Raw genomic sequence first — 12,111 nt, 5'->3', positions numbered from 1 at the left:
TGTGTGTGTGCGGAACTTCCGACGGGGTCTTTACGCCTGCAGTGAGTAACTGTTGGCCAGATCGTCCTGCGTCACGCAGGCGGCCTCGGTGGCGGTGTCCACAACCAGCGGCGATGTGAGCATGCGCGGTTGGTAGGACCATCCCGCGGGCAACGACAGCCGCTCGGCCAGGCCGGCGAGGTCGGTCAAGGACAGGGCCGGGTCGACGGTCTGGCTGTACGTCTGCATGACCCACCGCCTGCCGTCGGGGCCGACGAGTTCGTAGATCTCACGTCCGGCATCGAAGGTGAAGACCGCCTTGCGGTCCACCCGGTTCAGTTGGTACGGCGCCGGGTTCATCGCAGCGAGCTTGACGGTGGCCTGCCGCAGCATCTCGATTCCGCCGAAACTCTTGCGCTCCAACGTGTCTCGACCACGCTTGCCGATACTGCTCATCAACCAGTGCCGCGGCCCGTTGAGCAGTGCGGCGACGGCGCCGGTTTCCGCGGCGATGGCTTGCGGGTCGAGTGCATTCCACAGGTCCGCCGGGCAGTCGTTGAGCGGGAACGTGTTGTACACCGTGGCCTCGGGTCCGGACGGTGTGGAAGCGACGAGCAGCACTTCGCCGTAGCGCTTGCCGAACACATCGCCGGTCACTGACAAGTCCCCGGACATGTGCGCACTACAGGTACTGGCCCAAGTTGCTCTCGGTGTCAATGGCACGGCTGGCCGACGAGCTCTTGCCGGTGACCAACGTGCGGATGTAGACGATCCGCTCGCCCTTCTTGCCCGAGATCCGTGCCCAGTCATCGGGATTGGTGGTGTTGGGCAGGTCCTCGTTCTCGGCGAACTCGTCGACGATCGAGTCCAGCAGGTGCTGGATCCGCAGCCCTCGCTTGCCGGTCTCCAGCACGGACTTGATCGCGTACTTCTTGGCCCGGTCGACGACGTTCTGAATCATCGCGCCGGAGTTGAAGTCCTTGAAGTACATGACCTCTTTGTCGCCATTGGCGTAGGTCACCTCGAGGAAGCGGTTGTCGTCGATCTCGGCGTACATCCGGTCGACGACCTTTTCGATCATCGCCTTGATGGTCAGCGACCGGTCGCCGCCGAACTCCGCGAGATCGTCTTCGTTGACCGGTAGTTCCTCGGTGAGGTACTTGCTGTAGATGTCTTGCGCCGCTTCGGCATCCGGCCGTTCGATCTTGATCTTCACGTCGAGGCGGCCGGGCCGCAGGATCGCCGGGTCGATCATGTCCTCGCGGTTGGAGGCGCCGATGACGATGACGTTCTCCAGGCCCTCGACGCCGTCGATCTCCGAAAGCAGCTGCGGCACAACCGTCGTCTCCACATCCGACGAGACGCCGGTGCCGCGGGTGCGGAAGATCGAGTCCATCTCGTCGAAGAACACGATCACCGGCGTGCCTTCGGACGCCTTCTCCCGGGCGCGCTGGAAGATCAACCGAATGTGACGCTCGGTTTCGCCGACGAACTTGTTCAGCAGTTCCGGGCCCTTGATGTTGAGGAAGTAGCTCTTCGCCTCTCGGGCGTCGTCACCTCGGACCTCGGCCATCTTCTTGGCCAGCGAGTTGGCCACCGCCTTGGCGATCAGCGTCTTGCCGCAGCCGGGCGGACCGTAGAGCAGGACACCCTTGGGCGGACGCAGCGAGTACTCCCGGTACAACTCCTTGTGCAGGAAGGGCAGTTCGACCGCGTCGCGGATCTGCTCGATCTGCCGGCCCAGGCCGCCGATGTCGTTGTAGCTGACGTCGGGCACCTCTTCGAGCACCAGATCCTCGACCTCGGCCTTGGGGATGCGTTCGAACGCATAACCGGCCTTGGTGTCGACCAGCAGCGAGTCGCCAGGACGCAGCTTGCGGGGCCGGCTGTCGTCGAGGTCGTCGTCGTAGCCCTCGGGCAGGTGTTCGGCCGCGACCAGCGGCTCGGCCAGCCAGACGATGCGCTCCTCGTCCGCGTGGCCGACCACCAGCGCGCGGTGCCCGTCGGACAGGATCTCGCGCAGCGTGCTGATTTCGCCCACCGCTTCGAAGTTGCCGGCCTCGACGACCGTCAGGGCCTCGTTGAGTCGGACGGTCTGGCCCTGCTTGAGCGCCTTGGCATCGATGTTCGGTGAGCACGTCAGCCGCATCTTGCGCCCGGAGGTGAACACATCGACCGTGTCGTCGTCCTGAACGCCCAGCAGCACCCCGTAACCACTCGGCGGCTGTCCGAGTCGATCGACCTCTTCGCGCAATGCGAGCAGTTGCTGACGGGCCTCCTTGAGCGTCTCCATCAGCTTGGCGTTGCGGGCGGCGAGTGAGTCGATCCGTGCCTCGAGCTGGTGGACGTCTCGGGCGCTGCGCAAACCACTTTGCGGGCCGACCGCGTTCTCCAACTGCTCGCGCAGAATTGCGGCCTCGCGGCGGAGCTCTTCGAGCTCGGCCGCGTCCTCGCTGGACATGCCTGATTCGTGGGTGTCGAAGCCTTCTGGGTAGGCTTCAGAACGCTCTGATTCACTCATGTTGCGCCCCTCCCCGCACCGAGAGTTGGTGCAGTAACAACATCAACGCTACCGGCGATTCAGCCATTGTGTGCGGTGTAGCAATTCGACACACCAGCACCACTTGTTAACCTCTCTGCTGAGTTGGGCCCATCGAAAGGAAAATCGTGACCCTGAAATCCCTCGTTACCGGCGTCGCAGCGGTCGCTGTCGTCGGCGGTGCCGCGGCAGGTGTGACATCCATTGCATCCTCCAATGTCGCCTCCGCACCGGCCGTCACCCCGGTCGTGTGGGACATTCCGATGCCGCAGACCCCGGCCCCCGAACTCGAAGGCCCGCTGGTGCAGACCCTGCAGGCGCTCGGCTCGGGCGGCACCTCCGCCGGCAAGGCGCCCTACGTTCAGGGTGGCATCGGGCGGATCGAGGGCAGGCTCGCCGACAGCAAGCTTCGTGAAGCGGCCGCCGAGGGCAAATTCCCGTTGACCTTCTCGGTGGCGAACATCGACCAGAACGGGGCCGTGGTGTCGGCCGACGTGACCGCGACCGCTGCCACCGGCGGCACGGCCAGCCAGAACATCCAGTTCGTACCCGGGCCGAGCCCGACCGGCTGGCAGATGTCCAAGCAGTCGCTCATGGCGCTGCTGTCGTCCGTCCGCTAGGAGCCCGGTGCAGCGCACCGCCCGTGCCGCAGTCCTGAGCGCCGTCGCGATCGCGACGGCGCTCGGGCTATGCGCGTGTGGTGCCGACGAGCCGCGTACCGAGCCGGCGCCAGTGGTGCCGCCGACCACCGAGGCGTCGCCGGTGCCGGCCGCGCAGCCGCCGTCGACGATCGCGCCGCTGCCGCCTCCGAACGCGCTCACCGACGTCCTCGCGCGGCTCGCCGACGCCAACATCCCGGGCCCCGAAAAGCTCGACCTCGTCGAGAACGCCACACCCGCCGACGGCGCGGCGATGGACAAGTTCGCAACGGCGTTGCGCGATGGGGGCTACGCTCCGGCCACCTTCGAGGCGAAGGACCTCGCATGGGCCGACGGCGCGAACGGCGTCGTGCTGGCGACCATCACCGTCAAGGCCGCCGATCCGCAGGCGGGCGACTTCACGTTCCCGATGGAGTTCCGCCTCGCCGACAACCACTGGCAGCTGACACGCGGGACTGCCGACGCGCTGCTGCACCTCGGCGAGAATCCCACGCCTACGCCGACCCCCTGACCCGCCGATGTGGATCGGCTGGATCGAATTCGACCTGCTGCTGGGCGACGTGCGGTCGCTCAAACAGAAGCGCTCTGCGATCCGCCCGGTGATCGCCGAACTGCACCGCCGGTTCGCCGTCTCGGCGGCCGAGACCGGCGCTCAGGATCTGCATCGGCGCGCGAATGTCGGCGTCGCCCTGGTGGCCGCCGACCGCGGCCACGTCGTCGACATCCTCGACGCCGCCGAGCGGTTGGTGGCGGCGCGGCCCGAAATCGAACTGCTCTCTGCACACCGCGGCCTGCGCCGCAGCACCGACTGAGCGGACCTAGCGCCGAAACCGACGCTTTGGTCGTTTCCGCGCGCGGATTTCGACCATAGCGTCGGTCTGGCGATCGCTACTAGATTCCGATCTGACGCTTGCGTCGCGCCGGCATCGGCGCCACCGCGCCCGGCGCCAACTTTCGCGCGCTGATGAGAAACGCGGTATGCCCCCGCATCGTGTGCTGTGGACGCACCGCCAGGCCGACGACGTGCCAGGCGCGCTGCATGCTTTCCCACGCCCGGGGCTCGGTCCAGCACTGCTGTTCGCGCAGCGCCTCCACCGCACGCGACAGCTGGGTGACGGTGGCGACGTAGATCATCAACACGCCGCCGGCAACGAGCACGTCGGCCACGGTGCCGAGCACCTCCCACGGCGCCAGCATGTCGAGCACCACGCGGTCGACTTCCGGACCCGAGTATTCGGTGAGATCCGCCACGACCAGCTCCCAATTGGCCGGTCGCGCACCGAAGAACGTCACGACATTGCGTTCGGCGTGTTCGGCGTGGTCCGCGCGGACCTCATACGACACCACCCGCCCGTCGGGGCCGACGGCCCGCAGCAGCGAGCACGTCAGCGCACCGGAACCGGCACCCGCCTCCAGCACGCGCGCGCCCGGAAAGATGTCGCCCTCGTGCACGATCTGCGCCGCGTCCTTCGGATAGACGACCTGCGCGCCGCGGGGCATCGACATCACGTAGTCGACCAGCAGCGGACGCAATACCAGGAACTGGTCACCGCTGGTGGACTTGACCACGCTGCCCTCGGGCAGCCCGATCACCGTGTCGAGCGCGATGATGCCGCGATGGGTGTGGAACTCCCCGCCCGGGGTCAGCACCATCGTGTAGTGGCGGCCCTTGGCGTCGGTCAGTTGCACCCGATCGCCGACGGCGAACGGACCGGTTCTTGGCACAGCCCATCAGCCTGCCAGTTGACGCGCCGCCGCTGGTGCGCGGGGTTGTCAGGACCCCGTCCTAGGCTGCCCCTATGACCGACGAGCGAGAAGCCGAAGGCGGATCGCGCATGAGCGACGAGCGAGAAGCCGAAGGCGGATCGCGCATGAGCGACGAGCGTGGTGAGCCGACGCGGCGGCGCCCGGCGCTGTCACCGTCGCGGGCCGCCGACTTCAAGCAGTGTCCGCTGCTCTACCGCTTCCGCGCCATCGACCGGCTGCCGGAGCCGGTGTCGATCGCCCAGGTTCGCGGCTCGGTCGTGCACGCCGTGCTGGAGAAGCTCTATGCGTTACCCGCCGCAGAACGCGGACCCGCAGCAGCGCTGACGCTGGTCGACCCGGCCTGGGACACGGTGGTCGCCGAACAACCAGCCGTCGCCGATGAGTTCGCGCCCGAGGTGCGGGCGGCACTGCTGGCCGAGGCGCGGGCCCTGTTGGCCGGCTACTACCGGTTGGAGGATCCGACCCGCTTCGACCCGCAGGGCTGCGAACAGCGCGTCGAGGTCGAGCTCGAGGACGGGACGCTGCTGCGCGGGTTCGTCGACCGCATCGACGTCGCGCCGACCGGTGAACTGAGGGTCGTCGACTACAAGACCGGCAAGGCGCCGCCGGAGGCTCGGGCGCTGGCCGAGTTCAAGGCCATGTTCCAGATGAAGTTCTACGCCGTGGCGCTGTTCCGTTCGCGCGGCGTGCTGCCGGCGCGGCTGCGGTTGCTGTACCTGGCCGACGGCCAGATCCTCGACTACACCCCGGACCTCGAGGAACTGATGAGGTTCGAGAAGACCCTGACCGCGATCTGGCGGGCCATCCAAAATGCCGGCGCCACAGGTGATTTCCGGCCACATCCGTCTGCGCTGTGCGACTGGTGCGCACACCATGCCCACTGCCCGGTGTTCGGCGGCACACCTCCGCCGTATCCCGGTTGGCCCGAGGCGCCCGACGAAGGATCGGATTCCGCCGAGGAGCCGGTGCTGAACGCTACGACGGAGCCGGCTGCGTGATCGACTGCCACTACCGGCGCGTCGGCGCCGAGGGCGAGTTCGCCGTCTTCGAGTCCACCGACGGGACCCGCAGTAACTGGGATCCAGAGATTCAGCACGGCTCACCGCCGCTGGCACTGATGACGAAACGGATCGAGGAAATGGCCGGCGATTCGGGTCTGCGCATCGGCCGGTTGACTCTCGACATCCTCGGCGCGATTCCGGTCGCCCGGGTGCGGGTGCGGGCCTGGGTCGACCGCCCGGGCGCACGGATCTCGCTGATGGTGGCGGAGATGTCAGCGGACAGGTCGGGCGGCGGACAACGGGCGGTCGCCCGCGTCACCGCCTGGCTGTTGAAAACGAGTGACACCGCCGATGCGGTGACCGACCGCTATCCCCCGCTGATCGAGGGCGAATCTGTGCCGGTGCCGCACGACTGGGTGGGCGCGACGGGGTACCTCGAGACGGTGAGCTGGCGGCGCCAGCCCGACACCGGCGAGGCCGGAAACGTGGTCTGGATGAGTCCCCTTGTCCCGCTGGTTGATTCGGAGCCAACGACGGATCTCCAGCGGCTGGCGATGGTGGTCGACAGCGCCAACGGTGCGGGCGCGGCACTGGATCCGCAGCGGTTCGTGTTCATGAACACCGACACCGCCGTCCATCTGCACCGCCTGCCGGTCGGCAACGACTTCGCGGTGCGCGCTCGTGGCTCGATCGGACCCGACGGCATCGGCGCGACGACCGCGGACCTGTTCGACCGGCAGGGGTTCATCGGCACCTCGGCGCAGACTTTGCTGGTGCAGCGCCGCCCGTGAATCTCGCATTGCGCGAGAGCGTTTGGAGTAAGTCGGGTAGTTCTACCTACCCGCTTCGTCGCCGGAGGTTGCAGGCTGGCGACATGAACACACTCAACAACCCGCGCAACACCGCCGCCTACTTTCTGCAGGCGCCATCGCCTTCGGCGTGAGCTTGCTCGGCATGCTCGGCGGAATCCTCTTCCTGCCGCTCGACTCCTGGCAACGGCTGTTCCTCGGCATGACCGCCCTCTTTCTGGTCACCAGTTCGTTCACGCTGGCCAAGGTGATCCGCGACCAGCAGGAAGCCGCCACCATCAGGGTTCGGCTCGACGAGGCCCGCATCGAGAAGCTGATCGCGGAGCACAACCCGTTCACGACGGCCACCTGACCAACGACAATATGTGTTTGCGTCTATATAGATGTAGTGCTATACTAGCCGTATGGACGTCTTCGAAGCGGTCGCCGAACCCAGCCGCCGGGCGCTGCTCGACGAACTGATCGACGGCGAACGCACCGCGGGTGAACTCGTTGCGACGTTGCCCGAGTTGACCCAGCCGACGGTGTCACGGCACCTGCGGGTGCTGCGCGAGGTCGGACTCGTCGAGGTCCGACCCGACGCGCAACGTCGCATCTATGCGTTGCGCGCCGACGGGCTCGTCGCCATCGACGCCTGGATCAACCGGTACCGCCGCTACTGGACCGATCACCTCAACGCTCTCGAGCGGCACCTGGAACGCACGCACAAGGAGTCACAGTGACCGAACTCGACGGCCGGCTGACGGTCGACGGCGACCGCGCCGTGTTGAATTTCGAACGCCACCTGCCCTTTCCGATCGAAGCGGTGTGGTCGGCCATCACCGATCCAGCGCAACGGGCGCAGTGGTTCGGCGAGACGACGCTCGATGCCCGGGACGGCGGTTCGATCGAGATGGTCGCGACCGATCCGCCGCTGCCCCCCGAACGTAAGCGGATGACCGGGCGCATTCTGGTCTGGGATCCACCGCGCGTGTTCGAACACGAGTGGAAGCAGCCCATCGTCGAGGACGGCGTGGTGCGTTACGAGTTGACGCCCGACGGCGAGGGCACGCTGCTGCGATTCAGCCACCGCGGCCTCAGCGTCCGCAACGCGTCGGGCTTCTACGGTGGCAGCCACGCCTACCTCGACCGCCTGGCCGCCTATCTGGCGGGCACCGAGTTACCGGACTGGGAAACCCGTCGGCTGGAAGTGAACAAACTCGCGCGGCAGGGAGCGAACTAAGATGTCTCACAACGGATCCGATGTCGCCGCGCCTGCGATTACGATCGCCTATCACTCCGGCTTCGGTCACACCGCCACGCTCGCCGACGCGGTGGCCGCTGGTGCGCGCGAAGCCGGCGCCGCGGTCACGATGCTGCCCGTGGACCAGATGACCGACGCGGATTGGGACGTTCTCGACGGGGCGGACGGCATCATCTTCGGCAGCGCCACATACATGGGTAATCTGTCGGCCGGCTTCCAGGCGTTCGCCGAGAAGACCGGGCGGCGGTGCGCCAACGGCGACTGGCGCGACAAGGTCGCGGCGGGGTTCACCAACTCCGGCGCCAAAAGCGGCGACAAGCTCAACACACTGGTGTCGATGGCGGTCTTTGCGGCCCAGCACCATATGCATTGGGTCAGTTTGGGTTTGGGGCCAGGATGGAACAGTTCCGGCAGTAGTGACAGCGATCTCAACCGGCTGGGCTTCTGGCTCGGCGCCGGCGCGCAGACCGACGTCGACGCCAACCCCGACCAGGTGCATCCGTCCGATGTGCAGACCTGCCGGCACCTCGGCTGGCGGGTGGCGATCGTGACCCGCCAACTCAAGGTCGGCCGGTCCGCCACTCCAGCGGCTTCGTCTCCTGCAGTTTCGTCGGCGGCTCACTGATGCTGACCACCGCGTACGTCGTCGTCACGGTGGTCACCGCCAGCGTCAACCTCGCGGCGGCCGTCGCGGACTTCGCCCGTGCCCAATTCGTGCTCGACAACGCTGCCGCAGTGCACCTCTCGGACCGCTCCATCGCTCCGCTGGGTGTGCTCAAAGCCGCCGGAGCGGCCGGCCTGATCGTCGGGTTGCTCGGTGTCCCGATGATCGGCCTCGCGGCGGCGGTCGGCCTCGTACTGTTCTTCATCGGCGCGGTCGCTTTCCACGTCCACTATCGGGTGTTCGGCAACATCGCCTACCCGGCGGCCTTTCTCGCGCTGGCGGTGGCGACACTCGCGCTTGACTTGGCGCGGCTCTAATCGAGCGGCGTCATCTCCTGCAACATCGTCGGCACCAACTCGCTGACCGTCGGATGGATGTGCATCGTGCGCGAGATCGCGGTGTAGGGCTTCTTGGCGGTCATGATGTCGAGGATGGCGTGGACCACCTCGTCGCCACCCACTCCGAGGATCGCCGCGCCGAGGATCTGCTCGGTCTCCGCGTCCACGACCACCTTCATGAAGCCGTGGGTCTCCCCCTTCTCCACCGCACGGCCCACCCTTGTCATGGGGCGCTTGCCGACCAATGCCTTTCGGCCCGACTTGCGCACTTCGGCCACCGACATCCCGGCCCGTCCCAGCGGCGGGTCGATGTAGAGCGCATAGGTGGTGATCCGGTCACTGACGCGGCGTGGGTCGTCGTCGAGGAGGTTGGCCGCGACGATCTCGAAATCGTTGTACGACGTGTGCGTGAACGCTCCCTTGCCGTTGCAGTCGCCCATCGCCCAGATGTGCTCGACGTTGGTGCGTAACTGGTCGTCGACGGCGATATGACCGCGGGCGTCGGTCTCGATGCCGGCCTTGTCGAGCCCGAGGTCGTCGGTGTTGGGCGTGCGCCCGACCGCGATGAGCGCATGGCTTCCCGCAATCGGCGCCGCACCGTCGGCGGGGACCACCTCGAAGCCGTTGTCGGTCTTGTTGAATCGGATCGCGTCGGCGTCGAGTACCACATCGATGCCTTCGCTCTCCAGGATGTCCTTGATCGCGGCGGATACGTCCTCGTCCTCGCGAGAGGTCAACCTGGGGCCCTTCTCGAGCACGGTGACACGGGCCCCGAAGCGGCGGTACATCTGCGCGAACTCGAGTGCGATGTAGCTGCCACCGACGATGACGAGATGCTCAGGGACCGTGTCGAGTTCGAGCATGCCGACGTTGGTCAGGTAGTCGATGTCGGAGAGGCCGGGCAGGTCGGGTACCACGGCGCGGCCGCCGACGTTGAGGAAGATCCTGTCGGCGCGCAGCACCTGGTCGTCGACGCGAATCGTGTGCGGGTCCTCGAAACGCGCGTGGCCACGGATGAACGTGCACCCGTCCATGCCGTTGAGCCAGGATTCGACACCGTTGCGGTCGCCGAGCACGATCTTGTCTTTGCGTGCCTTGACTCTTGCCATGTCGATGCTGACTTCGCCTGTGCCGACACCGTATTCGGCGCCGCGGCGGGCCAGATGGGCGGCGTGCGCGCTCGCGACGAGCGTCTTGGTCGGTATGCAGCCGTAATTCACGCAGGTGCCGCCGACGAGTTTGCGCTCGATCACAGCGACCTTCTGGCCCGCCTGGGTGAGCCGGCCGGCCAGTGGTGGCCCTGCCTGACCGGCGCCGACGATGATCGCGTCGAATCGCTGTGTCACAGTTCCGTTCACACCAGGCTGGCCAGGAACGCGATCAGGAAGCCCCCGCCGACCGCGACGATGTCCTCGATGATCGCGCCCGGACGGTCCTGCCCCTTGCGGGCGTCGGCGAAGCGTCGGCGTGCCGCCGCCCCGGCCAGCGTGCCGAGCACCGCACCGATCATGCCCGCGCCCATCGCGCTGAACGTGTGGAAGTGCGCGCTGCCGATGACTGCTCCGGCGAATGCGCCCATGATGAGCCGGGTGATGAACTGCGGCGCGGTCCTGCGGCTCGGCAATGTGGGCAGCTGGTCGGTCACGAGTTCGACGAGCAGGAAAATCGTCAGCACCGCCACGGTGATCGGGTGTGCCATCCACTCCGACCACTTGCCGTCGACGTCGATCCAGCCGAGCGCGGCCCCCCAGGCGACCACCGCGGGGGCCGTCAGCGCGCGCAGACCGGCGATCACACCGATCAGCAGGGCGAGCAACAGAACGAACGCTAGCGTCATGCCGGGACGCTAACACGCCTGCGCGGCCACTTCCGGTTGAATCAGAAGCGGCAGAACCGGATGTCGGATGCCAGGATCGCCTTCGCTCCGATGGCGGCGAGTTCGTCCATGATCGCGTTGACATCGCGCCGGGGCACCAACGCGCGCACCGCGACCCACGCCGGGTCGGCGAGCGGAGCGATCGTCGGTGACTCCAGTCCGGGGGTGACCGCGGTCGCCTCGTCGAGCACACTGCGCGGGCAGTCGTAGTCGAGCATCAGGTACTGCTGCCCGAACACCACACCTTGCACGCGAGCCACCAACTGGCCGCCGGTCGGGCTGTCCGGGGCGCCTTCACGCTCGATGAGCACCGCCTCCGAGTCGCACAGGGAATCACCGAACGCCATCAGGTTGTGCAGACCGAGCGTGCGGCCGGAGCCGACCACGTCGGCGATCGCATCGGCGACACCGAGTTGCACAGATATTTCCACTGCACCGTCGAGCCGGATCACCGTCGCGTCGATGCCATGTGCCGCAAGGTCTTTGCGGACGAGGTTCGGAAACGCGGTCGCGATTCGTTTGCCCGCGAGGTCCTCGACGCGCCACTGATGTCCGGCCGGCGCCGCGTACCGGAACGTCGACGATCCGAAGCCCAGCGCGAGCCGCTCCCGCACGGGTGCACCCGACTCGGCGGCCAGGTCGCGCCCGGTGATGCCGAAATCGAGCTGCCCCGAGCCGACATAGATCGCAATGTCCTTCGGGCGCAGAAAGAAGAATTCGACGTTGTTCGCGGGGTCGACAACGGTCAGGTCCTTCGGATCGGTGCGGCGCCGGTAACCCGCTTCGGACAGGATCTCGCTCGCCGGTTCAGACAGCGTGCCCTTGTTCGGGACGGCGACGCGAAGCACGCGGTTCGGCGATGAGCCGCTCGGGCGAAGAGCAGACATCACAGCTTCTCGTAAACGTCGTCGAGGGTGAGGCCGCGCGCGATCATCAACACCTGCGTCCAGTACAGGAGCTGACTGATCTCTTCAGCCAGGGCCTCGTCGCTCTCGTGTTCGGCGGCCAGCCACACCTCGCCGGCCTCCTCGAGGATCTTCTTGCCGAGCCCGTGCACACCGCCGTCCAGCGCGGCGACGGTGCCGCTGCCGGCGGGGCGGGTCCGGGCGCGTTCGCCGAGCTCGGCGAACAGGGCGTCGAAGGTCTTCACGGCACGCGATTGTGTCACGGTTTCGCCCGCCGGGTCACGCCGGTTTGTTGAGTTCGGTTCGCGCAACGCCAGCTAGCGTCGGCGCG

Annotated in this window: 16 protein-coding genes and 1 pseudogene; 10 read left to right on the top strand and 7 right to left on the bottom strand. The window is 67.1% G+C overall.

Annotation, left to right across the window (positions count from 1 at the left end):
- Nucleotides 1-30: 30 nt before the first annotated feature.
- Together AU187_RS19335 and arc are read right to left on the bottom strand one after the other, a co-directional pair.
- Nucleotides 31-654, bottom strand: coding sequence for a hypothetical protein (locus tag AU187_RS19335; protein WP_059167193.1), 624 nt, complete (start codon nt 652-654; stop codon nt 31-33).
- 7 nt (nt 655-661) lie between these two features.
- Complete coding sequence (gene arc / locus AU187_RS19330; RefSeq protein WP_059102153.1) at nt 662-2,500, bottom strand: proteasome ATPase; 1,839 nt, start codon at nt 2,498-2,500, stop codon at nt 662-664.
- 146 nt (nt 2,501-2,646) lie between these two features.
- On the opposite strand from arc, the gene AU187_RS19325 reads away from it, so the two are divergent.
- From AU187_RS19325 to AU187_RS19315, 3 genes are read left to right on the top strand one after another with little or no spacing between them, the layout of a single operon-like run.
- Nucleotides 2,647-3,138 carry an MTB12 family secreted protein gene (locus AU187_RS19325; RefSeq protein WP_059167192.1) on the top strand — a complete coding sequence of 164 codons (492 nt, stop codon included), beginning with the start codon at nt 2,647-2,649 and terminating at the stop codon, nt 3,136-3,138.
- A 7-nt stretch (nt 3,139-3,145) separates the two neighbouring features.
- Nucleotides 3,146-3,688, top strand: coding sequence for a lipoprotein LppK (gene lppK / locus AU187_RS19320; RefSeq protein ID WP_059167191.1), 543 nt, complete (start codon nt 3,146-3,148; stop codon nt 3,686-3,688).
- A gap of 7 nt (nt 3,689-3,695) precedes the next feature.
- Entirely contained in the window at nt 3,696-3,989 is a 294-nt protein-coding gene (locus AU187_RS19315) for a DUF503 domain-containing protein (protein WP_059102150.1), read from the top strand.
- 79 nt (nt 3,990-4,068) lie between these two features.
- Here the strand turns inward: AU187_RS19315 and AU187_RS19310 are convergent, their stop codons facing one another.
- Nucleotides 4,069-4,902, bottom strand: coding sequence for a tRNA (adenine-N1)-methyltransferase (locus tag AU187_RS19310; protein WP_059102149.1), 834 nt, complete (start codon nt 4,900-4,902; stop codon nt 4,069-4,071).
- A gap of 146 nt (nt 4,903-5,048) precedes the next feature.
- Between AU187_RS19310 and AU187_RS19305 the strand changes: the two genes are divergently transcribed.
- From AU187_RS19305 to AU187_RS19275, 7 genes and pseudogenes are all read left to right on the top strand, one after another.
- Complete coding sequence (locus tag AU187_RS19305) at nt 5,049-5,942, top strand: RecB family exonuclease (RefSeq protein WP_059167228.1); 894 nt, start codon at nt 5,049-5,051, stop codon at nt 5,940-5,942.
- Nucleotides 5,939-6,736 (top strand): thioesterase family protein, encoded by a 798-nt coding sequence (locus AU187_RS19300; RefSeq protein WP_059167190.1) that lies wholly within the window; start codon nt 5,939-5,941, stop codon nt 6,734-6,736. The genes AU187_RS19305 and AU187_RS19300 overlap by 4 nt, the downstream gene beginning before the upstream one ends.
- An 83-nt stretch (nt 6,737-6,819) precedes the next feature.
- Nucleotides 6,820-7,106: pseudogene (locus AU187_RS19295) on the top strand (YiaA/YiaB family inner membrane protein).
- A 52-nt stretch (nt 7,107-7,158) separates the two neighbouring features.
- Complete coding sequence (locus tag AU187_RS19290; RefSeq protein ID WP_059102146.1) at nt 7,159-7,476, top strand: ArsR/SmtB family transcription factor; 318 nt, start codon at nt 7,159-7,161, stop codon at nt 7,474-7,476.
- Nucleotides 7,473-7,976, top strand: coding sequence for an SRPBCC family protein (locus AU187_RS19285; protein WP_059167189.1), 504 nt, complete (start codon nt 7,473-7,475; stop codon nt 7,974-7,976). Before AU187_RS19290 ends, AU187_RS19285 begins: the two co-directional genes overlap by 4 nt.
- 1 nt (nt 7,977) lies before the next feature.
- Complete coding sequence (locus tag AU187_RS19280) at nt 7,978-8,622, top strand: flavodoxin family protein (protein WP_172800310.1); 645 nt, start codon at nt 7,978-7,980, stop codon at nt 8,620-8,622.
- Nucleotides 8,622-8,978, top strand: a complete 357-nt coding sequence (locus AU187_RS19275) for a DoxX family protein (RefSeq protein ID WP_353612201.1) — start codon at nt 8,622-8,624, stop codon at nt 8,976-8,978. Before AU187_RS19280 ends, AU187_RS19275 begins: the two co-directional genes overlap by 1 nt.
- Here AU187_RS19275 and AU187_RS19270 read toward each other — a convergent pair.
- From AU187_RS19270 to AU187_RS19255, 4 genes are read right to left on the bottom strand one after another with little or no spacing between them, the layout of a single operon-like run.
- Nucleotides 8,975-10,345: an FAD-containing oxidoreductase gene (locus AU187_RS19270; RefSeq protein WP_059167225.1), complete on the bottom strand. Its 1,371-nt coding sequence runs from the start codon at nt 10,343-10,345 to the stop codon at nt 8,975-8,977. The genes AU187_RS19275 and AU187_RS19270 overlap by 4 nt on opposite strands.
- 8 nt (nt 10,346-10,353) lie before the next feature.
- Entirely contained in the window at nt 10,354-10,836 is a 483-nt protein-coding gene (locus AU187_RS19265; protein ID WP_059167188.1) for a DUF4126 family protein, read from the bottom strand.
- Nucleotides 10,837-10,877: 41 nt separating this feature from the next.
- Nucleotides 10,878-11,723, bottom strand: a complete 846-nt coding sequence (hisG, locus tag AU187_RS19260) for an ATP phosphoribosyltransferase (protein WP_059167187.1) — start codon at nt 11,721-11,723, stop codon at nt 10,878-10,880.
- 38 nt (nt 11,724-11,761) lie between these two features.
- Nucleotides 11,762-12,043, bottom strand: a complete 282-nt coding sequence (locus tag AU187_RS19255; RefSeq protein ID WP_059102142.1) for a phosphoribosyl-ATP diphosphatase — start codon at nt 12,041-12,043, stop codon at nt 11,762-11,764.
- Nucleotides 12,044-12,111: the final 68 nt, after the last annotated feature.

This window comes from Mycobacterium sp. IS-1556, from assembly GCF_001499985.1.
In the GTDB taxonomy this organism is placed as follows: domain Bacteria; phylum Actinomycetota; class Actinomycetes; order Mycobacteriales; family Mycobacteriaceae; genus Mycobacterium.
This window is presented reverse-complemented; position numbering and strand designations above follow the sequence as displayed.

Coding starts and splice junctions, on each gene's coding strand:
- AU187_RS19335 (WP_059167193.1), bottom strand. CDS start 654: ATGTCCGGGGACTTGTCAGTGACCGGCGATGTGTTCGGCAAGCGCTAC.
- arc (WP_059102153.1), bottom strand. CDS start 2,500: ATGAGTGAATCAGAGCGTTCTGAAGCCTACCCAGAAGGCTTCGACACC.
- AU187_RS19315 (WP_059102150.1), top strand. CDS start 3,696: ATGTGGATCGGCTGGATCGAATTCGACCTGCTGCTGGGCGACGTGCGG.
- AU187_RS19305 (WP_059167228.1), top strand. CDS start 5,049: ATGAGCGACGAGCGTGGTGAGCCGACGCGGCGGCGCCCGGCGCTGTCA.
- AU187_RS19290 (WP_059102146.1), top strand. CDS start 7,159: ATGGACGTCTTCGAAGCGGTCGCCGAACCCAGCCGCCGGGCGCTGCTC.
- AU187_RS19280 (WP_172800310.1), top strand. CDS start 7,978: ATGTCTCACAACGGATCCGATGTCGCCGCGCCTGCGATTACGATCGCC.
- AU187_RS19275 (WP_353612201.1), top strand. CDS start 8,622: ATGCTGACCACCGCGTACGTCGTCGTCACGGTGGTCACCGCCAGCGTC.
- AU187_RS19265 (WP_059167188.1), bottom strand. CDS start 10,836: ATGACGCTAGCGTTCGTTCTGTTGCTCGCCCTGCTGATCGGTGTGATC.